A 23976-nucleotide genomic window follows, 5' to 3' on the forward strand; every position below is an offset into this window, starting at 1 on the left:
GGTTCAGAGACGAAGGGGTCAGAAGGGAAAGTAGATCTCAAAGCCTCCATACGCGCCGCTGTGGAAGGAACTGCTGTTCTGATAGCCGCCTTTGGCGAGCAGAAAGACCTTCCCGATCGGCACTTCGACGAGCGGGCCGGTCTGCACGGCCTTGAAATCGGCATTGCCCATCGCGGCAACGTCCCATCCCACGTAGGTCTTACAACAACCCTTGTCCGTCTGGTAGGCCAGCAGTTTGCCTCTGAGGCGGCTCCAGAAAAAATTGTCGAGGTCGGCGTAGGACGCGATGGCGTGGAGGCTGCCTTTTTCGTGCCAATACAGCGCTTCGAGTTGCCCGTACGCGCCGGCTTGGTGATCGATCGACGCGCTGGCGTTGAATCGTTGTTCTTCGATGCGGCGCAATTGCGGTCCGGCAAGGGCGGAGAGGGTCCAACCCCCGATGGTCTGGCTGATGCCTAGGGAAGGCACGACGAACTGCACGTTGGAGTCCAGCACCTGTCCGTTCACTTTTGAGCTATAGCCCAGCCCGGCGGTCATGATCTGAACAAACAGCGTGGTCTCTCCGGACATCTGGAGAAGAGGCGTGCGCACACCGAGGTAGCCCATATATTGGTTTTTGTTGTCGATCTGAAACCCCGTAAACACATCTCCCGCCTGGCTGGTCGCCGGACCGGCGATCAGGATCAGTACGGCCGATAGGAGTAGTGCCGCTCGTGTCATCGCTTGCTCCTTCATAGGTATCCCTTGCAGAAAATGATGTATAGCACAGATACTCCTGAGGGATGGGAGTGCCGAGGATTCTTCCTCAGGCCTGCGCGGGTCTCTCTTCCTGACGACGTTGCTGCCATTCCCTCTCATGCCACTCGCGCCAGTGCGATTCCCCTCGTTCGATGCTGTCGACGCGGAATCGGACCAACGTCGTCGTCCAACGGCGGACGATCGCGACGGGGCTGACCTTCAGCGTGATGTGCGGCAATTCCAGTAGGCTGCCTGCCAGCGAGCCGGTTGGAGTCCGGCCGAATACGGCGCTGACTCCCGAAAAAGACATATCTGCCAGGTATCCGGTGAGGAGCTGGTTATGGGTGTTCAGGCGGCAGGGGGCCTGGTGTTGGATCCGGAGCATGCGCCGCTGGTTCCACGCATAGGTGCGCCAGGGGACGGACAGGGCTTGTAGCAGGGACCGCACGCTGCTGGCTATGCCAGGGCGGAACCGGTCGCCTTCCTGCCATGGAGCCGGGTCACCGAACATTTTTTCGGTCAAGGCGCGTGCGGAGAGCGGGGTTACATCCGTGAAGAGGAGGCCGATGTCGATCTGTCCCGACGGCATGGGCGCCTGCCGAACGATGCGGCCGCTCAAACGGATGATGGCGCCGTCGGGGCCGGTGAGTAACAGCGTGATGAAGGCCTGCGCGGAATAGAGCGGACGGTCCAGCACGAGGGCGGCGCCGCGTTCGTTGATGTTGGCCACGCGGGCCGGGACCGTGTCCCCATGGATCAGGATTTCCCCAGCGAAATCGCGATTGAGCCGGAACATGTGCCGGCCCTGGGTTTGTTCGCTCGCCACGAAGAGCGCAATGGTTAATAGGAACAGATTCACCGAGCCCCAGAACAAACTGACCGGCAGCCCCGGGTCGCCGGTTCCCTCCCGCCAGTGCTGAATGCCCCACACAAGTCCGACGATCAAGAGAGCAAAGGTCAGGAGCAGGGGCCAGGCCAGCGAGAGTTCCGAGGCGGTGTTTTTCTTCACCCGTTGCCCTTTGGGCGTCACTTCGAACGGCCGTTCTTTTCGCGGCGTGGCCAGCGTCTTGAGCGCGACGGCACTGAGCGAAAAGCACATCGCGATTTCGTAGATGTCCGACCAGAAGGGATTGCGGGATCCGCGGCTCACCGGGCTCATGACCATGGCGGAGGCGATATAGAAGGAGAAGAAATAGGCGGAGAGGGCCCACACATCGGCTTTGAGCGGAGGCGTCTGAAAGAGGAGGCTGGCTAAGGGTGCGACAAGACAAATCAGACGGGGGGTGCCGAAGAAGAAATAGAAAATGGATCCGAAATAGTCGAGCCGTTGAGCCAGAGTGAGGCCGCGTTTGGTGAGGGGGTTGTCTTGTTGGAGGACTTGAATGCAGCCCATGGCCCAGCGTTTGCGCTGCTTGAGATAGCCTTCGAAGGTTTCGGGCATCAATCCGGCCGACAGCACGCGGTTGAGGTAGCAGGACGTATAGCCTTTCGCATGCAGTTGCATGCTGGTATGGATGTCTTCCGTGATCGTGGCGGTTTGAAATCCGCCGATTTCCTCCAGCGGTGTCCGCCGGAAGAGCCCGCCGCTGCCGGCGAAGAAGGCACTGTTGTGCCCATCGCGTCCCACTTGCAGCGCTCTGAAGAAGAGCGCTTGTTCGTTCTTCACCTGGTCCCCGACGCGCAGGTTTCGCTGAAAGATATCCGGATTGTAAAAATGGTGGGGCGTCTGGACGATAGCCACTTTCGGATCCGTGAAGAAGCCGACGGTGTCCTGCAAGAACGCGCGGGTCGGGACATGATCGACGTCAAATACGGCAATAAGGTCGCCGTCGGTCAGCCGCAATGCGTGATTCAGATTTCCGGCCTTGGCATGGCGAGGCCGATCAGAGCGACGGAGGTAGCCGCAGCCGAGGGACTCGGCCAGCGTCTTGACCTCCGGCCGGTGGCCGTCGTCCAAGACGTACACTCGGAACCGGTCCTTCGGATAGTCCTGAGCCAGGCAGCCCACCAGTGTTTGGGACAGGATCTCCAAGGGCTCGTCCACTACGGTGACCATCATATCCACGGTGGGAACGATTGGATAGGCCGTCAACGGAACCGGTTGGCGTTCCAGCGGCGACCAGGATTGATAGGTGAAAAAGGCAAATTGGCAAAATCCGTAGAGCTCGGCCAGATAGACGATCCAGCCGATGGACAGGCTCGCCAAATCGTCGGAAGGGATGGTGTAGAGCCCGCGCCATACGAGGTACCGGAGGTACAAGAACAGGCTGAGGCCCAGCACCCAGCGTTGCCTGTGAGGCTGGGTTAGCAAGAGGCCGATCACCGCCAGCACGAGACCGGAGATTCCGAAGGCTATGGGTGTACTGAAAAATGAATCCATCACAGACGTTGCGTGAATCTCCTCAATGCAAGCCAGTAGAGGGGGGCGCTGATCGTTCCCGTGTGGAGCCGCCTCGTGTAGCCAGACTAATCCTGAACGGAATAGAAGCCTATCCTACGAAGGCAGGCGACCTTTTGAGGGGTGTGAGAGATAACTAGTTGAATATAAGTGTGTAATTTGAATGGGCAGGATTCGGATTCATGCACAAAAGCGGGGGATCAGGTCCAGAGTTCGAGCGGGCCGTGATTGGCGAGGCCGCGGAGCAAATCTTGTTTGGAGACGATTCCGATCGGCCGCCGTTCTGGATCGAGGATCGGCAGAGCCCCTACCCGTTCCTCCATCATCACCCGGGCGATGTCACGAATGTCGGTGGTCGGAGTAGCCGAAAAGACACGAGGGCTCATGATTTCCGCCAGCTTTCGGCTGGCTGCCTGGGTGGAGACGCCGTTGGTCACCAGTTCGGGGACATGGCGGATCAGATCCCGGTCCGACACCATTCCGACCAAGGCGCCATGGAGCGATGTGATGGGCAGATGACGGAAGGATCGGCGTGTCATGATGGCCCAGGCTTCGGCTAAGGTGCTGTCGGAGGGAAGCGTGAGCACCGGCGCGGTCATCAGATCTCGCGCGAGCATCGCCGGTTTTGAGGGACGGGTGTTCCTGGTGTGTTCCTCATAGGCTTGCTGGGCTGCCAGCACGGCCCGGTCGGCCGGCGGCTGGCGCTGGTCTGTATTCCCCTCCGTATCCACGGCGTTGACCAGTGGCTCCCGAGGGGTCACGGGTTTCACCGGATACGGTTCGGCGATTCCATGAACAGCCTGCACGATGGACATCGAAATGTCTCCTCGCGCTCTCTATCGGAAGACTGCGGGCAATACTTAAGCAGTGACCATGAGGATATCGTCACAGCAGAGCAATAATTCCTGGTAATAATGCGACTAGTCGGGCGAAGTGGGGCATTCTGCGACGAATTGGAAGCGGGGGCAGGGAGTTCCTTGTACGAGGACGGTTTCCTGAAACATGGCTGCCGGCCTGATCCAGAGTCCGTGCTCGCCGTACAGCGCGCGGTAGACGACGAACTCCTCTTCCGTTTCCGAATGCCGGGCCACGCCGAGCACCTGGTAGTCGTGGCCCTTATAGTGACGATAGCGGCCTGGTTGAATCATGGTGTATCCTTTCTGACTCCCACTAACTCCCCACTATAAAAGGAAGGCTTGTGGCAACTCAACGGGTGCATGATGTCGTGGTGATTGGCGGCGGGTCGGCCGGCTACGCGGCCGCCAGAACGGCCCGCGAGGCGGGCGCCGACGTGGCCATCGTGGATCCCGGTCCGCTCGGCGGGCTCTGTATTTTACGGGGCTGCATGCCGACGAAGGCCGTCTTGCGCTCGGCAGAAATTGCCGCGCTCATGCGGCGCGCGCCGGAGTTCGGTCTGGCTCCTGTTGATGTACGCGCGGCCCTCCCGGCCATCGTTGATCGGAAAGATCGGCTGGTCCGCGAATTCGCCGACTATCGCATTCAGCAACTGCGCGATCCGGCCTATACATTATATGAGGCTCCGGCCTCTTTTCTCTCACCGCAGCTGATCCAAGTGGGCACCGGCCAGGTCGCTGCCAAGGCGTTTATTATCGCGACAGGGTCAATCCCGCGCGAGGACGTCGTCCCAGGCTTGGATACCGGCGCCTGCGTCACCAGCGACACGTTGCTGGAGAGGCGGGAGCAGCCGGAGTCGCTCGTGGTGCTCGGAGCCGGGCCTGTTGGGCTGGAGTTCGCCCAGTTCTTTGCGCGGATTGGCACCAAGGTGACGATCATTCAGCGCTCCGCACACGTGCTGTCGCACCTTGATGCGGATGTCGGGGGTGCCCTCGGCGCCGCGCTGGAGCGGGAAGGCCTCTCGGTGATGAGTGGCACACAGCTGCATCGCGTCGCCATGGCCGGGGGGAGGCCGGTGGTGGAGGTGTCGCGCCAGGGTCAGGACCAGACGGTCTCGGGAGAGGTGGTGCTCAACGCGCTGGGCCGTGTGCCCAACATAGCCGGGTTGAATCTGTCCGCTGCCGGGGTGGCGGTGGACGAGGGGCGTGTGGTCGTGGACGGAGCCATGCGCACGTCGCAGCCCCATATTTTTGCGGCCGGCGATGTCACGAATCTCTATGACGTCGTGCATATTGCCATACAACAGGGCGAGCTCGCCGGGTGGAATGCCTGTCATCCTGAACAGGCGCCGAAATGTTTCGAGGAGCGGCTGGCGACCGAAGTCATCTTTACCGATCCGCAGGTCGCCGCGGTGGGGCTGACGGAGAAGGCCTGTCAGCGGCGCGGGATTCGCTATCTCACCGGTTCCTATCCCTTTGCCGATCATGGGAAGGCGATGTGCCTGGGCGCGACGGAGGGGTTTGTGAAGCTGGTGGCGGAGCCATCAACGGGCCTGGTGCTGGGCGCCCAGATCGTGGGGCCGGAAGCCGGCGAGCTGATTCATGAACTGATCGCCGTGATGTACTATCGCGGCACGGTGCATGACTTGCTCCGTATGCCGCACTACCACCCGACCTTGGCGGAGATCATCACCTATCCGGCCGAGTCCATTGCGGAGCAACTGAACGTATCATGAACAGGACTGTTTCACCGATGCTGGCCGTCGTGCTGGTGGCCTTGTGCCTCTCCTGTGAACAGCAGACCTGGGAGTCGGCGATGGCCGCCGGCCAGCGTGCGATGCAGCAGGGGCAGTATGAAGAGGCGGAACGGATCTTTGCCGTGGCGGTGCGGAAGGCCGAACAGCGGGATGGGCTGCATCACCGGCATGTCGGGGTGGCGCTGTCGAGCGAAGCGCAGGCCCTTGCCGCGCAGGGGAAGTATGTCGAGGCCGAACCGGTCTATTCGCAGGCCTTGAAGATTTATCAGGATGCGCACGGAGAGAATCACCCCGATGTGGCCGCCACGTTGAACAATCTTGGGGTGCTCCACCGGATGCACGGGCAATATACCCAAGCGGAGCCCTTGCTGGTTCGCGCGCTGGCGATCAAAGAGCGGGTGCACGGGCCGGATCATCCGGATGTGGCGCTGTCTCTGCATAACTTGGGGCTTCTCTATGCCGCCCAAGGCCAACTGGAGAAAGCGGAGCCGTTGTATCGGCGGGCGCTGACGATCAGGGAACAGGTATTGGGACCAACTCACGCCGAGGTGGCGAAAAGCTTGGAAGACCTGGCCGGGCTGTTGCGCAAAATGCATCGCGATACTGACGCGGCGGGATACGAGGCGCGGCTTGCCGTCCTTCGCAAACCGCAGAGTTGAAGTCGAGTTCCCGTCCGGTGTAGCGTACGCGTATGATGTCCGAACACGATGCGGCTCTCAAGCAATGGCGCACGAATGCGATGATCGCCCGGGCGGTGGGGATTGTGGCGATCGCGCTGGGTTTTGTCTGCGGCATGCAGGGGCTCGATCATCCGGAGACGAGTTGGATGCCGACGGCGCTCGGGTTGCTGGTAACCGGCATGCTGGCGCAAGGCTACGCGTTGTATTGCTCGATCAAGCGCATGCAGCAGATCAATTCCCAATCATGACGCGGCATGGTAGCTGGATCAGGCGCGGGCTCTGCGGAGTGGTCGTCGTGCTGGCGCTCGGCCTTGCCGCCTGTGGCGCGCCGTGGCGGGACACCTACTTCAAGAAGGGGGTGGACCGGCTAACCCAGGAGGAGATTCGTGAACAGTTCGGGGCGCCGCACACGGCGAAGGCTCCGGCGTTGGGCGGGGATACGGTCTGGACCTACCGGGTTCCCATGAGCGACAAGGAGCTTGATCCCTCGATGTTCGGCGAGGCGTCACAGTCTGTCAGCGCCTTGATGACGAAGGCCGGCGAGGCGCCGAAACCCACGCTGTATTGTTACCGCTATACGCTTATTTTCAACGAGCAGAAAATCTTAAAGTCCTGGAAGCGGGACGAATGTGTGCCCGGTACCCGCGACACGCTCCTGCCTCACTAGTCCCTGCGCTCTCTTTTTCCCTATCAGAGGACTTCCGCCAGCCGGTTCAGGCAGGCGATGGTCGGTTGGTAGAACAATTGAAATGTCCGAAGATCGTTCGGGTCCACTTTGTGGGGGACAGGCCCGTGGTCACACAACACCAGGCCGATTGGGCGCGCGCCGAGATGCAGCGGCGCCATGATCGCTGATCCGGGGTTCCAGACGTGCAGGAAGGCGGGATTGATCGGCTTGCCCAACGGGGTGGTGAAATCATCGACCAGCACGGCTTCCATTCCTTCTATCACAGGCCGGAAAAAGGGGTGATCCTGTTCAAGCGATCCCGAGAAGGTTGAGAGGTAGGGAATCGGGTCCTTCACGCCCAGGATGAGCCGTCCCGTCAATTCATCGCGGTTTTTCTCCTGCACGAGCGCCAAGGCGACCCGTCCGAATCCCCCGTCGCGATGGAGCCGTCTTACCAGCATGTCAAGCAATGCGATCGGATCCTTGGCCTCGTCGAGTGCAAGGTGCAAGGCCTGGAGCGTGTCCTGAGGATTGGTTGTGATGGCTGCGGGCGCGCGCTCGGCGGATGGGGCTGCGAAAAAATGGGACGATTCCGCAGATCGGGAGGGGGCGGCCATTTCGATTCCGTCAAGCCCCTCCAGGGACAAACCGGAGGTGTGGGCGACGAATTGGCAGCTGCGGTGCAACGCATGGGCGATCAAATCGGCAAACGGCTCGTCGAGTAATCCGAGGCCGAATTGGAGACGCTGCTTGAGATTGTCCATATCTGCAGCTCGGGCAGGACCGGTCGAGGCTTCGATCAGGGCCGACGCTCCTTCCGCGATCCCTCGCAATTTCTGGTGATCCGTATGCCAGCGTAGGGGCAGCCGTTCCGGCGCGGCGGCGAAGAGTTCCACGAGGTCCGGCGGTAAAGACCACATCTGGGCCAGGGCTTGAGCCAAGCGCAGTTTGGGCATGCCGAGAAGGGCCTGTTCTTTGGCCACGCGGGCCGCCGGTGAGTCGGATTCAAAAGCCAGTTGTCGAAGAGACTGGAAAATCTCCGGACTCTGATTCGCAATGGCCAGATCCCCGACCGTATAGAGCAAGGTGCAGGTAAAGATTTGGTTTTGATTGGCATAGCGAATCGCCATGCCGAGCTCCATGGCACAGGCAGACGCGGCCAGGGCCCTGGCCAGGACGCCGTTGACAATCTGCCTGTGGGCCGGCCGGTGGTGAAGGTGCTCAACGAGATGAGCCCCGTCGACCAGGCGGCGCACAGTGTTATGCCCAAGCCAGGTGACGGCATGGGGAATCGAGGTAATCGGTTGTTGCGGGCTGTAGGCGATGCTGTTTGCCACCTGGAGCACTTTGCAGGTGAGGGCGGGGTCACGGCTGATCAATTGGCTCAGGCGATCGGCGGTTGCCGATCCGACGGTGAGGCTGAGAACCTTTTGGCAGGTCTGTTCCAGAGCCGGCAAGTCCGGACTCGCCTGGCTGCAGAGCGGCTGGAGCACGCGCGGCAGGCGAGGCTGGAGGGATGTCGCCAGCGCTGAAACCGAAAATGCAGAGGACAGGGACATAGCACTCCTGATGGATAAGGCCGCCGTTAATTGTATCGGAGGAACCGCACGAATCTTAACGGGCGGGCCTACCCGCCGCCCTGCGCTACAGCACTCCGGCCAAGCGGTTCATGCTGAGGGTGGTCTGACTGAAGAACAGTTGAAAGGCCTGAAGGTCTTTGGACAGCACCCGTCCCGGCGCAGGACCGTTATCCCCATAAATCATGCCGATCGGCCTGGTTCCGACCCGGAGAGGGGCAATGATGGCAGAGCTGGGAGCCCAAACGCGAAGAAAATCTGGGCTGACGGCGTGGCTCATCGGTTTGGAGAAATCTTCGACCAGGGAGGGTTCGGCGCGTTTCACTAAACTCAAGAAATACGGATGCTCTTTGGTCAATGACCCGGAGAGGCTCCCGAGGTACGGGGCCGGTTGTTCCACGCCCAGGAGCAGCCGGCCAATCAGCTGATCGCTGTCATTCGGGTTGAGCAGGGCGAGGGCGACACGCGCAAACCCTCCGTCCCGGTGCAGTGCGCGCACCAGCGTGCCCAGCAAGGTATTGAGATCTTTCGTCTCCCGCAACGCCGCTTGAAGCGCCTGCAGCGTTTCCATGGGGTTGGTTTCGATCGCGGAGGGTCCCCGGTGCGGCGTGTTGTCCGTGCCGGCGGTTGCCGAGGATGGGGTCTGAGCGGAACGGTCGGCCATCGGTTCCGTGGCGTCGCTCCACAGATCGAACGACAGTCCGGCGGACAGGACCAATTGCTTTCCCCGGTCGAGCGCACGCACCAGCAGATCTCCAAACAGTTGAGGTGGCAATCCGGTGCCGGATAGCAGGGCGCGTTTTGCCGATTCTACCGCTAGGGGGCCGGCGGGGCCGGTCATGGCCTCAATCAATGCCGCTGATCCCGTCACGAGTCCCTTGAATATCTGATTGCTGGTTTGCCAGCGGCCCTCGGGCTTTTCCGCTTCTGTGGAGAACAGGTCGATTACGAATGGAGGGAGGCCCCACAGTTGTGCGAGTGCTTGTGACAGCCGGAGGCGGGGAACGCCGAGGAGGGTGGTTTCTTCGAGATCTCGAGCGGCTGGTGTCCGGTGTGTCTGGGCAAGGTTGCGGAGCGACACATAGAGGTCCGGCGCTTGATTGGACACGGCCAGATCGCCGACCGAATAGAGCAACGCCGCACTAAAGAGCTGGCTGGGTGAGTGGTACTCAATGGCGGTTCCTAATTCGGATGCGTGAACGGCGGCGACCAGCGCGCGCGCGATCACCCCGCTGACGATGTGCTGGCGAGCCGGCCATTGGTTCAGTTGTTCAACCAGCTGGGCGGCCGTCACGATCGACCGGACCGTATCCAGTCCCAGCCAGCTGACGGCATGGGGAACGGAGGTGATGACTTGTTGCGGGCTATAGGCGATGCTGTTGGCGATCTGGAGCACTTTGCAGGTGAGGGCGGGATCGCGGCTGATCAAGCGGCCCAGTTGATCCGCGCCCGTGAGCTCGCCCGTGAGCGTCAGGATTTTCTGGCAGGTTTTCTCCAGCGCCGGCAGACAAGGGGTGGATTCATCGCAGAGGGGTTGCAAGGCCTGATGGAGCCGGGGTTTCAGTGTTGTGGCAATGCCGACTTCCGATGACAGGGAGGATGAGGACATGCGAACTCCTTGAGAGAATGTCACGGACTGTATCGGACGGTAGGGAATAAACCTTAACGGACAACAAGCAGAACACCGCTGTTTTCGCTTGCCATCGGCGTGCAGGGGGGGCTGTTCATCGGACGGTCAGCTCGGGTTGTGTGCGGCTACATCAGACCGGCCAGGCGATTGATCCCGAGCGTCGTCTGTGTAAAGTACAGCAGGAACGCTTGATAGTCCTGGGGCAGCGGGGGCGGCGCCTGGGCGCCGTGATCGCAATAGATCAACCCGATGGGTTTTGTCCCGACACGGAGCGGAGCCAGAATCGCGGCGGTGGGCGCCCAGGTATCGAGAAACGATTTCGCAAGCGAGTTGCCGGCCTCCCGCGCCATGTCTTCGGCAAGCAGAGGGTCAAATCGTTTGAGGATGCTGAGAAAAAAAGCGTGTTCCTGGCTGAGCGAACCGGACAGCGCTTGAAGATAGGGCGCCAGCGGAGAGACTCCCAATGCCAGCCGTCCGACGAGCTGATCGCTGTCGTGAGGATTGAGGAGGGCCAAGCCGACACGCGTGAACCCGACGTCACGCTGGAGCGCTTGAGAGAGGGTTCCCAAGAGCTTGTTCAAATCCTTGATCTCTTGCAGCGATTCCTGAAAGGCCTGCAGCGATTTGAGCGGATTGGCGTGGATGGGCAGGGCGCTTCTTGCACTCACGGACGCGGCATCCGGCGAACCGGGGTCGGTCTGGATAGACTGGCGATTAGCCGGCCGGTCGCTATTCTCCGGGAGTCCCGTGGCGAGCCCCATGGAGCGGGTCAATTGGCGTCCGCGGTCGGCGGCCAGGGTCAAGACTTCTGCGAAGCGGCCGGGGGGAAGGCCGCTGCCCTCGAGCAGTGTGCGCTTGGCTTCGTCGATGGCTGTCCGGGAACCCGGGCTGGTCATGGCTTCAACCAGCCTGGTGGAACCCAGCACCATTCCTTGATAGGTTTGCGGGCTGCTGAGCCATCGGCCGCGCGGCATCTCGTGGGTGGTGAGGCTGAAGAGCCCGACTACTTGTTCCGGCAGGTTCCACAGACTGGCGAGCGCCCGCGCCAAGGTGAGACGCGGGACTCCGATCACGCGCCGTTCGGCCGTCGCGCGTTCCTCCGGCGATGTGTTGACCAGTGGAATGGCGCGCAAGGCCTGATGGAGGTCTGGCGCTTGATAGGCGATGGCCAAATCGCCGATGGAATGCAGCAAGGCGCCGGTGAACAATTGTCCGGGAGAGGGATACGCCAGTGCGGCTCCCAATTCTCCGGCGTAGGTGGCGGCGAGGAGCGATCGGGCAATGATGGTTTCCAATGTGCGCTGGCTGTTCGGCAGGTGCTTCAATTGATCCACTAAATGGGCGGCCACCACCAGGGACCGGACGGTGTCGAGGCCGAGCCAGCTGACGGCGTGCGAAACGGACTCGATCGTCTGTTGCGGGCTATAGGCGATGCTGTTCGAAATTTGGAGCACTTTGCAGGTGAGTCCAGGGTCCCGGCGGATCTGCTGCGCAAAGGTTTCCGCGCTGGAGGTGGTTTCCATGAGCTCCAGAATCTTGCGGCACGTCGCTTGAAGAGCGGGTAAACAGGGGTTTTTCTGCTCAAATAACGGCTGAAGCTGTTCGTGAAGCTGCGGCCGGATCGAATCGATCAAGGCGGAGTCGCCCATGATAACTGGTGCGGACATGGCATCTCCCATAGAATGTGAACCAGTTTCTCTATCGGTCAATTATGGATAGACTTAAGATGAAACGATAGACTCATGGTCGTGGGGCGGATCGGCTGGTTCAAAGGAGGTGGAGATGCAAAGCGGCTGGATGAGTGTCGATAGCTCTGTGATTTTGGACGGGCTCAAGTCCCTCATCCTTCTGGTCTCGATCGTGCTGACGCGGACGCTGGTGGTGCGATGGCTGTCGCGCAATCCGGCCTTGTCGATGGAGGCGAAGCGCCGCTGGGTGGTGACGACCAGAAACTCGATGGTCTTCGTGTTTCTGCTCGGACTGGTGGTCATTTGGGCGCATGAACTGCAGGCCTTTGCCGTGTCATTGGTGGCGCTCGCGGCCGCCTTGGTCCTGGCGACGAAGGAGTTGATTCTTTGCTGGAGCGGCGCGGCCCTGCGTGTCGGGAGCAAGCTCTATGCGGTTGGCGACCGGATTCAGATTGCCGGGTGCCGGGGTGTGGTGCTGGACCATGATGTCTTTGCGACCAAACTGTTGGAGATCGGCCCCGGCCAGGCGACCCATTTGTATACGGGACGCGTGACCAGCTTTCCCAACAGCCTGCTGCTCACGAACGCGCTGGTCAAAGAAAATCCGGAACAAGAGTATGGTTTATATACCCTGATCGTGCCGCTCAAGGCGGAGGACGATTGGCGGAAAGCGGAACGGACGTTGCTGGCGGTGGCTAAGATGGAATGCGGACCGTTTATGGAGGAGGCGGCCCGGCAGATGAAATTGCTCGAACAAACGAATCTGCTGGAAGCGCCCTCGCCGGAGCCGCGCATTACGATTCAGCTGGATGAGCCTGGCCGCATCCATCTGGTGCTTCGGTTTCCCGCGCCCGATCGGGGCCGGTCCCGCGTGGAGCAGGCGATTCTCCGGCGGTATCTCCTGGACATGGCCACGCCGTAGATCGGAAATGGAGAGCGGGCCCCGTGCAACTCCCGCGCGAGACCCGTTGATCGGTCGCCGCCACCGACTGAACCCTTACTTCGGAAAGGATTTGGGCGCGGTTACGTGCTGCCAGCCTTCTCCGTTGAGTGACTTGAGCATGGCGACGACGTCTTGTTGCTCTTGCTCGGTGAGTTCGAGCGGGATGATCGTGTTGTCCTGATGGGGATTCTTGATCCCGCCCTGGTTGTAGAACCGCACCACTTCTTCGAGCGTGTTGAATCGCCCGTCGTGCATATAGGGCGCGGTGCGGGCGATCTCCCGCAAGGTCGGTGTTTTAAAGGCTCCGATGTCCTCCGGATTCTTTGTCACCATGTAGCGGCCGAGATCGACCGTGTTGGTATCCCACCCGATGCCGAGATTGTGAAACTTCTCATCGGTAAAATTGAATCCTGAATGGCAGCGTGTGCAGCGGGCTTTTCCTCGGAATAATTCAAGACCGCGGCGTGCCGATTCGGACAAGGCCTTCTCGTCTCCGCCGAGGTCGAATTTGTCCACGGCACTGTTGCCTGACAAGACCGTCCGTTGGAAGGTCGCAATGGCGTTGCCGACGTCTTCGATGACGATGTCGTGCCCGAACACCTCCTGGAACAATGTCCGGTAGCCGGCGATCTTCTTCATCTTGGCCACCATGTCATCGTGATTGATGAATCCGTGCTCCACCGGGCTCACAAATGGCCCGATGGATTGGGCTTCCAGAGTGTCTGCCCGCCCGTCCCAAAACTGGCCCTTGCTGAAGACGCGGTTCAGCGACGGCGGCGCGCTCCGGCCGCCTTTTAGTCCGTTGATGCCGGTCGAGACGGGTTTGCCGTCTGTGAATCCTTTGCTCGGCAAGTGGCAGCTCGCGCAGGCGATGGTGTCGTTTTTCGACAGGCGCTTGTCGAAAAATAGCAGCCGGCCGAGTTCGACTTTTCGAGCGGTGAGCGGGTTCTCGGCCGGGACAAATCCGTTTGGATCCTCCAAGCCTTGGATTTGCGGCAGGAGGTAGGGCGAATCTGAGGCGGAACCCGGTGCGGCGTCGGCTTGCGTCGAATCAAGCGAGAGCAGGAGGCTTGCGCCCATGAACAGGAGTCCCCCTGCGAGTATCGTGAGGGATTGCGTATGTGCGCGCATTGGATATCTCCTTTCGAGCGTGAATCCCAGGATCGTAATGTAGCGAGATCGATGTGAGCAGTTCAATGGATTATCATAATAGAGGAATTTGACTCTAGTCTCATTCCAAGGCAGGATATGCGGATCTGCGCCTAGGGAACATTCTTTTGTTGATCAACTCGGTATTCAGGAGGGTGTCATGCGAAACATACTGATCGCGACCGTGGCGGCATTGTCTCTGGTGGGGACGGCGTCCTTTGTGCTGGCGGATGATCCAGTGAAGAGTGAACTCGGGGCCATGAAAGATCAGATGAAAAGTGATCTGAAGGCTGAGGGGGATAAGATCAAGGCGGATAAAGAACAGATGAAAGCCGATATCAAGGCGAAGAAAGACGAAGTGAAAGGGAAGGCGAAGGCCCGCCGTGATGAGGTAAAGGGTAAGGCAGATGCCGCAAAGGACCAGGCCAAGGCAAAGCACGACGCGGTGAAGGCTCAGGGAGAAGAGATGAAGGCCGCCGGCCAGGAGATGAAAGCGACCGGTCAGGAATTGAAGGACGCGTTCGGCGGCCTGGGTAAGTAACGGACTCGCTCCGAATGGTTCTCAACGGCCTCCGGCTTTCCGCCGGCGGCCGTTGTTATGTGAGGCCCACGCAAGATGAGTCCGCCGGGCGCGCTTGTTCCGTCGGCACACATCTGGTAGCATCCCCGCCCGGCAAGACCGCTCATGCCTATGAAAATTGCAACCTTCAACGTCAATTCCCTGCGCAAGCGCCTCCCGATCGTGCTGGACTGGCTCGACCAGCAGAAGCCCGACGTGCTCTGCCTTCAGGAAACGAAAGTGCAGGACAGCGAGTTTCCACTCCTGGCGCTGGCCCCGTCAGGTTATGAGATCACGTTTCGCGGCATGAAATCATACAACGGTGTGGCAATCCTGAGCCGGAAGAAGCCGGAGGCCGTGTTCCACGGATTCGACGACGGAGGAGAGGTGGAGGATGCGCGGCTGCTGCGCGTGGTGATCGACGGGATTCCAATCATCAACACCTATGTGCCGCAGGGGTATGAGATCGATTCACCCAAGTATCAATACAAATTGGGATGGTATGACCGGCTGCGAACGTATTTCGCGCAACATCTCTCTCCCTCGCAGCCCGCGATCTGGTGCGGCGACATGAATGTGGCGCCGCGGCCGATCGACGTCCACAGCCCGGAGAAGCACCTCAAGCACGTCTGTTATCACGAAGATGCCAGAAAAGCCTACGAGAAGACTCTGGCGTGGGGATTCGAGGATGTATTTGTGAAGCTCTATCCGGACCGGCGGCAGTATACGTTTTGGGATTACCGGGCGCCGAGTTCACTGGAGGCGAATAAGGGGTGGCGCATCGATCATATTCTGGCGACGGCGCCGCTGGCGGAGAAATGTGTGAGGGTTGACGTGGACGTCGAGCCGCGGCGAGCGAAAGACCCTTCAGACCATACGTTTCTCTGGGCAGAGTTTTCGATCTAACCGCACGCGCGACGCCCACACCCGCCCGATCCGGGGCTACGGAAGTCGTCCGTACCACCGGATGGGATCAGATCAGACTTCCTCCCTTATGCCGCATGCACGAAAGTTTCTTTTCCACGCCGGGCGCCGAGTCGATTCTTCTGAATCAACGGATCGAGGACGAGTCCACAGTTGATGCACCGATGGATGACCGCCGTGGGCGCCAATTCCGGCTGCTCTTCTTCTATCATCAGGCCTTTACATTTTTGACAGGTCATGGGATCTACCTCCTGCTGCAATCAGTCGCGGGAATTGCGACATACGGGAAGGAACGTAACATCGCCAGATTAATTCCATGTTAACGGGTAGTTAAAAGTGTCTAATCTCGAACATTTTCAACAGTGCGATGTCGCGATCGTCGGGGCCGGTGCCGCCGGTTTGGCTGCGGCCATTTTCGCCGGGGAGGCTGCGCCACGTTCTGATCCACGCCGCATCGTACTGCTGGATGGCGCGAAGACCCTCGGGGCCAAGATCTTGGTCTCCGGAGGCGGCCGCTGTAACGTCACGCACGATGAAGTGTCGCCAAACGACTTCTTTGGGAATCGGCGCATCATCAAGAACGTTCTCGCCGCGTGTTCTGTCGAGGAGACGATCCAGTGGTTTGCCTCCATGGGCGTCGAACTCAAGCGTGAAGAGACCGGCAAGCTCTTTCCCGTGACCGATAAAGCCAGAACCGTTCTCCATGCGCTGGTCGAGCAGTGCCGCGCGCTCGGTGTGAGCATGTGTCCGAACCATCGAGTCGAGCGCATTGAGCGCAGGTCGGGAGCGGACGAGGGGTTTGCGATTCATCATGGGCAGGGAACCCTCTTTGCGAAGAAGGTGATTCTGGCCACCGGAGGCCGGTCTATCCCGAAGTCGGGGAGCGATGGATTTGGCTACGAACTCGCCCGACAGCTAGGACATCATGTCACGCCGACCGTTCCTGCGCTGGTTCCACTTGTGCTGGATGACCGCATGTTTCAGAAAAACCTTTCCGGCCTCTCCCAGGAGGTCGAGCTAACAACAATGGTGAACGGGAAACTCGTTGATGCACGAACGGGGAGCTTGCTCTGGACGCACTTCGGCATCAGCGGGCCGGTCGTGATGGATGCCAGCCGCTTCTGGTGTCTGGCTCGCGAGCAGAAAGATCCAGTGGCGGTCTACGGCAACTTTTTCCCGGGTCACACACAAGAGGATGTGCGGGAATGGTTCATCGAGCAGACGCGGGAGCACCCCCGACGCTCACTGGTCAAGACGCTGGCCCAACGGCTTCCCCAACGATTTGCCGAATCCCTCATCCAGTACGCGGGCTGCGACGGCCAGATCGCTAGCGCTCAATTGCCACGGAAAGATCGAGACCATCTTCTCCCTCTGCTGACGAAGTTTCCCTTTCCCATCGTGCAGGATCGCGGATGGAACTATGCCGAAGTCACGGCCGGCGGAGTGCCGCTCGAAGAGGTCAACTTTCGGACGATGGAATCCAAGCTGGTGCCGGGACTCTATTTTGTCGGAGAGATTCTCGACTGCGACGGCCGCATCGGGGGCTTCAACTTTCAATGGGCCTGGACGACGGGCCGGCTGGCGGGACAGGCTGCCATGAGCGAGCGGTCATGAGCGGCTCGGCGTCATCGATGAGCGGTAGGTCTGTTCCCATTGGCGTTGAAACTGGTCATAGGACACTGAGAGCTTCTGCTGCATCGCGGCGTCGATCGCCTGTCCGGTTGCCAGCACATTGATGACCTGGCGTACTCCATACATGCTGTAGCGGTCGAGAAGATGCTGTGTGGCTGATCGGGCTTCACGATAGGCGCTCTGACGAGCGTCGTCCGTCAGCTGGATCCACTCTCCTTGTAATGACGGTAAGGGAACGAACGCGCCGGCTTGCTGTCCGCCTTCGTCGAGGTCTGGCCACGGGTCTTCCGTGAGTTGCAGGGCCAGGCCTTCGAGGAGCCAATGGGGCACGGCGGCAACGGCACCTTTGACATGCTCGAAGAGCAAGGCATGGACAAATTCGTGACGGGCGATGCGGCTAAGGATGGCCAAATCTTCAAGGGCTCCCTGCGTGGGAAGGTGAATGGTTCCCGATGAGCGGTCGAAGAGGGTATCGGCCCATGCCGGAGTGCCTGCCGTGCTGGCAAATTTTTGAGCGGTATGGAGCACGACGGTGATGGGTTTCGATGGGACATGTCCGAATTTCTGTGTCAGTTCGTCGTGGGCATATTCCAGAATCGCGCGCATCTGTGTCCCGATGGTCTGGTCCGCAGGTCCATCGAATTGAATGATGAAATGAGCCGTGCTTGACCGGGGAGGCTGGGGTGGTGGTGTCGCAGGAGACGGTACCGTGGCGGTGGGTGTGCGGCTGGCTGTGTTCGAAGCCATGACGGGAACGGACGAAGCCGCAGTCGTTCGAGCGTTGTCCGGCTGTGTGGAGGGCGGGGGCTGGACGGTTTGTGCCGCCGCAGTGGTTACTAGTTCACTCTTGGGAATCTTGGCGAGCAACTTTCGCAAGTACGACTGATTGTTGGGATCGCGTTCCGCTCGTGTACGAACCAGATCCAGGTGTTTCGCCGCCAGACTGGCATTTCCCTTAGCCAGCAGAAGGTCGGCGAGCGCAAGATGGGGAAACGGGTCTTGTGGGGCGAGGCGAATGACGGTTTCCAAGAACTGCGGCGTCATGGCCGGATCACGCAGCTCCCAGTAGGCCTGGGTGAGGTTGAGGTGCGCCAGGGGATTGGAGGGATCCCAGGAAACCGCCTGCTTAAAGGCCTTGACGGAGAGGGCGGTGCCGCCGAACTTTTCCTGCTGGATGCCGAGATTGTTCCAGAGGCCTGCAATGTATTGCCGCGTTGGCACGTGTGTGAGTTTCTTGTGGGAGAGGGCTTTCAGCTGCGGCTCGACGCCACCGTAATTGCCCCTGTCGAGTTCGTCGCGAATCTTCTCGAGCGTCGAATCCGGCGCCGGACCAAGTTCGACCAATCGGGATGCCGGTACATCCCAGGTCGGATTCTTCTGCTGGCCTGGGAAGGTCAGCGCTGACGTTGGTGATGCGGATGTTGTCGTTGACGCAGGGTCTGCAGCCGGTTTGGGATCGAGGTAGGCGGGCTTCAGCCAGACCTGGTATCCGACAAAGAGCAGCAACGCCACGGCAAGAAGGGTGAGCGTAGAAGTGATATTGCGTTGATACCTCACGTGATCGTTCCTTCAGTTCCGTCACAGGTCGCGCGTCATCACGGCCGGCCGCGAAAGACTCCGGTGCCCGGTTTCATCGTTTTCCACAACGTTGTTTCATGGCAGCGCTCACATTGCGAGCCAAAACTGCCTTCGTGTTTGTCGTCCTTCTTGTGACAGCTGACACAGGCCGACGAGGATTTCACTTTCTTATCCATGCGCTCCGTATGGCAGGCATAACAGTCGAGCCCTTTGTGTCCGCCATCCAGTTTGAAGGTCGTCCTGCGATTGTGGTCGAAGTCCCACAATTTCCAGTCCCGCAGGCTGTGGCAGTCCTGGCATTCTGTCCCCAATTTGCGCCGGTGGACATCTTCGCTCTTGTGGCAGGCATAGCAGGCGGCCGGTGTCTTGTCCTTATAGAGGCGGCCGGTGTGGCAACTCTCGCAGGCTGTTGTGCGGTGCCTGCCGAGGAGGGGGTATGTGGTGTCGCGGTCATGGTCGAAGGCGATCGCTTTCCAAGTCTGCTCACCATGGCACTTGTCGCATGTCTCGCCGAAGTTCGACCGGTGGACGTCGTCTTTCTTATGGCAGGCCGCGCAATTGGTCGGGGTCTTGTCTTTGTAGAGCATGCCGGTATGGCACCGGTCACATTTCGTCTTACGATGATAGCCTTTCAGGAGATATGCGGTATCCCGATCGTGCGTAAAGAGCAGGATGTTCCACTCGCGTTCCGTGTGACAGCGCTCACAGCGGTCGCCATACCGCCCTTTGTGTGGGTCGTCTTTCTTGTGGCAGGTCGCGCAATCGGTCGGGGTCTTGTCTTTGTACAGGTGCCCCTTATGACAGGACTCGCATTTCGTAGCGAGATGTCGTCCACGCAGAGGATAGCGTGTGTGTAAGTCGTGGTCGAAGGTGATGGTCTTCCAGTCACTCTCCGCATGACAGGCGGCACATTTCTCTCCGTAGGCTCCTTTGTGTGTGTCGTCTTTCTTGTGACAAGCGTAACAATCAAGCGGGGTATCTTTAAACGCCGGCGTCAGGTGGCACTCCTTGCATTCCACGGCCGCATGCTTTCCCATCAAGGGGAAGCGCGATTTATTGTGGTCAAACGGAGCTTTCTTCCACGACCGGTCGTTGTGGCACTCCTCGCATTTGGTGCCTTCCTGCCCTTTGTGCTTGTCGTCCTTCTTATGGCACGAATAGCAGTCTAGCGGGGTGTTTTGATAGCGGTCGTTCGCATGGCAGTCTTTGCAGGCGACCTCCGCGTGCTTGTTACGGAGTTTATACCGGGTTGTGTCGTGATCGAACCGAATCTCTTTCCAATTCCGATCGGCATGACAATCGGCACATCCCGGTCCCGCCTTCCCTTTATGCTTGTCGTCCTTCTTATGGCAGGAGTAACAGTCTAAGGGCGTGTCTTTATAGCGGTTGTTGGCATGGCAGTCCTTGCAGGCGACTTCCGCATGTTTGTTGCGAAGTTTGTAGCGGGTCTTGTCGTGGTCGAACCGGATGTCTTTCCATTGCAGGTCCGTGTGGCAGTTGTTGCACGCCGTTCCGGCTTTCCCGTTGTGCTGGTCGTCCTTCTTATGGCAGCCGAAGCAGTCTGATGGGGCCTCGCGATACTTGGTCTTGGATTTGTGGCAGGACTTGCATTCGACTTTCTTGGCATTGGCATGGGCGCCTCTGAGCCGGAAATCCGTCCGCTCATGATCGAACGTCTGTTCGGTCATCGGGGCGATATTCTCCGTCCGGCCTTTGTGCTCTGTATGGCAGTCTTTGCAGGCCCGTTGTTCTTGGAATCGCCCGTGCAATCCTTGTTTGGCGTCGACATCCTTCCGCACGTCTTTGTGGCACTCGAGGCAGAGCGTGGTTTGAGCCGCTTTATCGAACCGCTTGTGGCATTTAGTGCAGTCTTCTTCCCATTTGGCATGGCCCTCGATCACCTGGCCCGGCATGAGGGCAGTTTCGACCGTATCGGCCCATGCGTCACCGCAGAGGACCGCCCAGAGTCCCAGGGTCAGAATGAGAATGTGGCGAATGCAAGCCTGCACGGGTAATGGTCCGGGTCAATACATGTACACGGCGATGATATGAAAGATCGTGCTCGCCGCGAGGAGATAAATCAGTGGAATGTGGAGGATATGCCAGAGCGAGAAAATGCGCTCGTAGGTGGTGAACTCAGCGACTCGCTCGGCTTCCCGGAGATAGCGGTTGGCGAGGTGCAGCGCGTCCTGCGCGCCTCCAGGAAATTCGGCCGATCGTTCACGTCCTAAAATCGATCGCAACTCTTTCCCGCAGCGGAAGGAGCACAGACGCCGTTTCCACCCGAGCGCGGCCACAGACCACCACATCGTGATGGCGGACCGTTCCACATGATTGGCCTCGCGCTCAAAGGCCGTGAGCCATTGTTCCACCCGTGGAGCCCTATGAAAACGAGACCGCATGTCATCGGCCTGGCAGGCGAATTCCTGCTGCACTCGTTCCAGCGTCGCGCGACGGCCATACAAGCCATAGTGGATCTTGGTATACACAAAGCGCCCGATCACCCCGCTGGCAACCATGATGAGCATGCTGATGAGCGCGATGGTGGCATTCAGCGACCGCAAATGAAACGTGGAGTGAAAGAGAATGAGCGCAGGGCCCGCGATGCCCATGATCATATGCCAGCGAAACCAATTCTTCAGCGCCCCCCATCGATGCAGGGCTCGCACATGCTTCCGCAAAGGATACAAAAGCATGGCCAGCATCGTGACGGATCCGCCGACGCCCAAGTAAAAACCGAAAGCGGAGCGCGGGGTGTAATACTTGCCGGTGGCGACTTTATAAGCGAGCCAGGCCAAGAGGCTCAACACGACCAAGGCCAGCAGCGGGTTGAGAAGGGAGAGGCCATCAGGTGTCGAGTTTCTGTCAGGCCTGGATTCAGGCTCTGTTGGCGGGCGAGAGGAGTCAATCGATCGTGGCAGTGGTTTTCTGATGGGTTCGGCAACGGCCATGCTCTGTCATTCCTCGTGCAGGGTGCCTATCACAGGCTGTGAAGTAGAAGGGACACGGGTTCCCCCGTAAGCAAGCAACTCTCGCGCCGTCCCTCCACCGATTCCCGTTTCTGAGCAAGGAAAGAGACTCTCTCGCCGCATGGTGTAGGGGCGAGGGAACATCTTGTTCAGAAATCGTATAGCTTCACCTGCTTGTCGTACCGGGTGTAGTCGCGTCTCGTGCATCAATTCAATGTTTTAGAGGATCGATTGGAATGGTACGCCCTTTGCGTAAGCACATTTGGGATTGATTTCCCATTCATTTATCTTGCTGCGCGCTAGTGGGATAATATTCCCAACATAGTAAATCGGCAAGCATTCTCAATCGTTCAGCCTCATTGGCCTGTATGGAGCTTATGAACGGACAGCAACAAAGCCCCAAGGAAGCCAGAAAATGGCCCGGAATTGTCCTGGTTCTGGGCGCGTTTCTCTTATTGGCGGGCCTTATGCAGCCGGGCGGGGCAGAGGCACAGGGGAGCAACCGTACGGATGTAGAAATCGATCATGGCGCAACGGGATTTCCCCTGACCGGCGGCCATGCGCAGGTCCAGTGTCAGCGCTGTCACCTGCAAGGCATCTTTCGTGGAACGCCGACACAGTGTATGCAATGCCATTCACCTGGTGGACGAGTCACGTCCACATTTAAGCCCGCGAACCACCTGCCCACCACGGTGAATTGTAATAGCTGTCACAGGACCACGAACTGGAAACCAGCGTTCTTTACCCATAATGGCATTGCGCCGGGCACCTGCTCGAAGTGTCATAACAACAGTATTGTTCAAGGAAAGCCTGCGACCCATATTCCGACAGCCATGTCGTGCGACAGCTGCCATCGAATGGTGGGATGGATCGGCGCGGCCTTTAAGCATCTCGGGGTGGTGCCAGGCAGTTGCGCCACCTGTCATAACGGAGTGCAGGCTCGTGGGAAGCCGGCCACACACATGTCCACGACGGCTTCGTGCGACAGCTGTCACAGACTGGGTGGAGCGAATTGGGTGCTGGTATCGAGCGGTTACAATCACTCCGGTGTTGTTCCGGGCACCTGTGCCACCTGTCACGGAAGAAATGCGACCGGCATTCCTGTTACCCACAAAGGTGGGACGAATGTAGCCATTGCCTGCGACAGCTGCCACCGGACAACCGGGTGGCGGCCGGCGACGATGAACCACACGGTGGTGGCGGCAACGCCCTGCTCAACCTGCCACAACAATACGCTGGCCCGTGGGATTCCTGCCGGCCATAGGGCGGGGATGACGCCGGGGACCTGCAACAGTTGTCACTCGACCGTGGCGTGGATTCCGGCGACGATGAACCATGTGGGCGTGGTGCCAGGCACCTGTGCGACGTGTCATGGCAGAACAGCGACGGGCATACCCGTTTCCCACAAAGGCGGCACTAATACGGCATTGACCTGCGACAGCTGCCACCGGACAACCGGGTGGCGGCCGGCGACGATGAACCACACGGTGGTGACGGCGACGCCCTGCTCAACCTGCCACAACAATACGCTGGCGCGGGGCATCCCGGCCGGGCACAAGGGCGGGATGACCCCGGGCGCCTGCAATACCTGTCACACGACGACAGCGTGGATTCCGGCAACGTTCAATCATACGGGGGTGACGCCGGGCACCTGTAATACCTGTCATGGCGTGACCTCGACGGGGATCCCGGCGAATCACAAAGGGGGGACCAATCTAGGGATCTCCTGCGACAGCTGCCACCGGACAACCGGCTGGCGGCCGGCGACGATGAACCACACGGTGGTGACGGCGACGCCCTGCGCCAACTGTCACAACGGAACGTTAGCGACAGGCAAATCCGGCAGCCATTTTATCACGACGCAAGCGTGCAACAAGTGTCATGGGAATACCACGGCGTGGACGCCGGTCACGGCCTACACGCATCTCTCTCCCTATTACAAGGCGCATCGGTCTGGCGTACTCTGCAGCGCCTGTCATACGACGAATAACGAAGCGATTGCATGGAAATATGCCGCCTACAAACCAGACTGCGCGGGATGTCACGCCGGTGATTTTAAGCCGACGGCTCATAAGAAGGTTGACTCACCCGTTATCTACTACACGGTCACGGAGCTCAAAGATTGTTCGGGCAGTTGTCATTTATATACGGACTCGACCTTTACCAAAATCAAGACGAGCCGTACGGGACAACATCGACCTACCGGTAGCTTCTAAATTTCCAGGGAGAGGCT

At 59.6% G+C, this 23976-nt stretch carries 22 protein-coding genes; 9 read left to right on the forward strand and 13 right to left on the reverse strand.

Features of this window, described 5'->3' with window-relative positions:
- Window positions 1-18: 18 nt before the first annotated feature.
- From bcsS to RI101_09970, 4 genes are all read right to left on the reverse strand, one after another.
- On the reverse strand, window positions 19-720 hold the full coding sequence (gene bcsS / locus RI101_09955; protein ID MEC4890370.1) for a cellulose biosynthesis protein BcsS: 702 nt from the start codon (window positions 718-720) through the stop codon (window positions 19-21).
- 85 nt (window positions 721-805) lie between these two features.
- A complete protein-coding gene (locus tag RI101_09960) occupies window positions 806-3118 on the reverse strand; it encodes a glycosyltransferase (protein ID MEC4890371.1) in 2313 nt (770 codons plus the stop codon).
- A 218-nt stretch (window positions 3119-3336) separates the two neighbouring features.
- A complete protein-coding gene (locus RI101_09965) occupies window positions 3337-3951 on the reverse strand; it encodes a CBS domain-containing protein (GenBank protein MEC4890372.1) in 615 nt (204 codons plus the stop codon).
- Window positions 3952-4056: 105 nt separating this feature from the next.
- Complete coding sequence (locus RI101_09970; GenBank protein MEC4890373.1) at window positions 4057-4284, reverse strand: DUF1653 domain-containing protein; 228 nt, start codon at window positions 4282-4284, stop codon at window positions 4057-4059.
- A gap of 50 nt (window positions 4285-4334) precedes the next feature.
- Here RI101_09970 and RI101_09975 point away from each other — a divergent pair, with 50 nt between their 5' ends.
- From RI101_09975 to RI101_09990, 4 genes are read left to right on the forward strand one after another with little or no spacing between them, the layout of a single operon-like run.
- Window positions 4335-5726: a dihydrolipoyl dehydrogenase gene (locus RI101_09975; protein MEC4890374.1), complete on the forward strand. Its 1392-nt coding sequence runs from the start codon at window positions 4335-4337 to the stop codon at window positions 5724-5726.
- The gene (locus tag RI101_09980) at window positions 5723-6406 is read left to right on the forward strand and encodes a tetratricopeptide repeat protein (protein MEC4890375.1); all 684 of its coding nucleotides are present in this window, start codon (window positions 5723-5725) and stop codon (window positions 6404-6406) included. Before RI101_09975 ends, RI101_09980 begins: the two co-directional genes overlap by 4 nt.
- 32 nt (window positions 6407-6438) lie before the next feature.
- The gene (locus RI101_09985; protein ID MEC4890376.1) at window positions 6439-6675 is read left to right on the forward strand and encodes a hypothetical protein; all 237 of its coding nucleotides are present in this window, start codon (window positions 6439-6441) and stop codon (window positions 6673-6675) included.
- Window positions 6672-7094, forward strand: coding sequence for a hypothetical protein (locus RI101_09990; GenBank protein ID MEC4890377.1), 423 nt, complete (start codon window positions 6672-6674; stop codon window positions 7092-7094). Before RI101_09985 ends, RI101_09990 begins: the two co-directional genes overlap by 4 nt.
- A gap of 23 nt (window positions 7095-7117) precedes the next feature.
- On the opposite strand, the gene RI101_09995 is transcribed toward RI101_09990, so the two are convergent.
- The 3 genes from RI101_09995 to RI101_10005 all read right to left on the reverse strand — a co-directional run bounded on the left by RI101_09995 (window position 7118) and on the right by RI101_10005 (window position 11968).
- Window positions 7118-8653, reverse strand: coding sequence for an HDOD domain-containing protein (locus tag RI101_09995; protein MEC4890378.1), 1536 nt, complete (start codon window positions 8651-8653; stop codon window positions 7118-7120).
- A gap of 85 nt (window positions 8654-8738) precedes the next feature.
- A complete protein-coding gene (locus RI101_10000; protein MEC4890379.1) occupies window positions 8739-10280 on the reverse strand; it encodes an HDOD domain-containing protein in 1542 nt (513 codons plus the stop codon).
- A gap of 146 nt (window positions 10281-10426) precedes the next feature.
- On the reverse strand, window positions 10427-11968 hold the full coding sequence (locus RI101_10005) for an HDOD domain-containing protein (protein MEC4890380.1): 1542 nt from the start codon (window positions 11966-11968) through the stop codon (window positions 10427-10429).
- 115 nt (window positions 11969-12083) lie between these two features.
- Between RI101_10005 and RI101_10010 the strand changes: the two genes are divergently transcribed.
- On the forward strand, window positions 12084-12911 hold the full coding sequence (locus RI101_10010; GenBank protein ID MEC4890381.1) for a mechanosensitive ion channel: 828 nt from the start codon (window positions 12084-12086) through the stop codon (window positions 12909-12911).
- 75 nt (window positions 12912-12986) lie between these two features.
- On the opposite strand, the gene RI101_10015 is transcribed toward RI101_10010, so the two are convergent.
- Complete coding sequence (locus RI101_10015) at window positions 12987-14063, reverse strand: cytochrome c peroxidase (GenBank protein ID MEC4890382.1); 1077 nt, start codon at window positions 14061-14063, stop codon at window positions 12987-12989.
- A gap of 178 nt (window positions 14064-14241) precedes the next feature.
- On the opposite strand from RI101_10015, the gene RI101_10020 reads away from it, so the two are divergent.
- Together RI101_10020 and xth are read left to right on the forward strand one after the other, a co-directional pair.
- On the forward strand, window positions 14242-14622 hold the full coding sequence (locus tag RI101_10020) for a hypothetical protein (protein MEC4890383.1): 381 nt from the start codon (window positions 14242-14244) through the stop codon (window positions 14620-14622).
- Window positions 14623-14766: 144 nt separating this feature from the next.
- On the forward strand, window positions 14767-15546 hold the full coding sequence (gene xth / locus RI101_10025; GenBank protein MEC4890384.1) for an exodeoxyribonuclease III: 780 nt from the start codon (window positions 14767-14769) through the stop codon (window positions 15544-15546).
- Window positions 15547-15632: 86 nt separating this feature from the next.
- Here the strand turns inward: xth and RI101_10030 are convergent, their stop codons facing one another.
- Window positions 15633-15803 (reverse strand): hypothetical protein, encoded by a 171-nt coding sequence (locus RI101_10030; GenBank protein ID MEC4890385.1) that lies wholly within the window; start codon window positions 15801-15803, stop codon window positions 15633-15635.
- A gap of 97 nt (window positions 15804-15900) precedes the next feature.
- Here RI101_10030 and RI101_10035 point away from each other — a divergent pair, with 97 nt between their 5' ends.
- Complete coding sequence (locus tag RI101_10035) at window positions 15901-17178, forward strand: NAD(P)/FAD-dependent oxidoreductase (protein MEC4890386.1); 1278 nt, start codon at window positions 15901-15903, stop codon at window positions 17176-17178.
- Here the strand turns inward: RI101_10035 and RI101_10040 are convergent.
- The 4 genes from RI101_10040 to RI101_10055 all read right to left on the reverse strand — a co-directional run bounded on the left by RI101_10040 (window position 17173) and on the right by RI101_10055 (window position 22330).
- Window positions 17173-18753 carry a hypothetical protein gene (locus RI101_10040; protein ID MEC4890387.1) on the reverse strand — a complete coding sequence of 527 codons (1581 nt, stop codon included), beginning with the start codon at window positions 18751-18753 and terminating at the stop codon, window positions 17173-17175. The genes RI101_10035 and RI101_10040 overlap by 6 nt on opposite strands.
- Window positions 18754-18791: 38 nt before the next feature.
- Complete coding sequence (locus RI101_10045) at window positions 18792-20783, reverse strand: hypothetical protein (protein MEC4890388.1); 1992 nt, start codon at window positions 20781-20783, stop codon at window positions 18792-18794.
- Between the two features lie 15 nt (window positions 20784-20798).
- Window positions 20799-21725: a hypothetical protein gene (locus tag RI101_10050; protein MEC4890389.1), complete on the reverse strand. Its 927-nt coding sequence runs from the start codon at window positions 21723-21725 to the stop codon at window positions 20799-20801.
- A gap of 470 nt (window positions 21726-22195) precedes the next feature.
- Complete coding sequence (locus tag RI101_10055; GenBank protein ID MEC4890390.1) at window positions 22196-22330, reverse strand: hypothetical protein; 135 nt, start codon at window positions 22328-22330, stop codon at window positions 22196-22198.
- Between the two features lie 270 nt (window positions 22331-22600).
- On the opposite strand from RI101_10055, the gene RI101_10060 reads away from it, so the two are divergent.
- Entirely contained in the window at window positions 22601-23959 is a 1359-nt protein-coding gene (locus RI101_10060) for a cytochrome c3 family protein (GenBank protein MEC4890391.1), read from the forward strand.
- The last annotated feature ends 17 nt before the right edge of the window (window positions 23960-23976 follow it).

The sequence above is a fragment of the Nitrospira sp. genome, from assembly GCA_035968315.1.
In the GTDB taxonomy this organism is placed as follows: domain Bacteria; phylum Nitrospirota; class Nitrospiria; order Nitrospirales; family Nitrospiraceae; genus Nitrospira_D.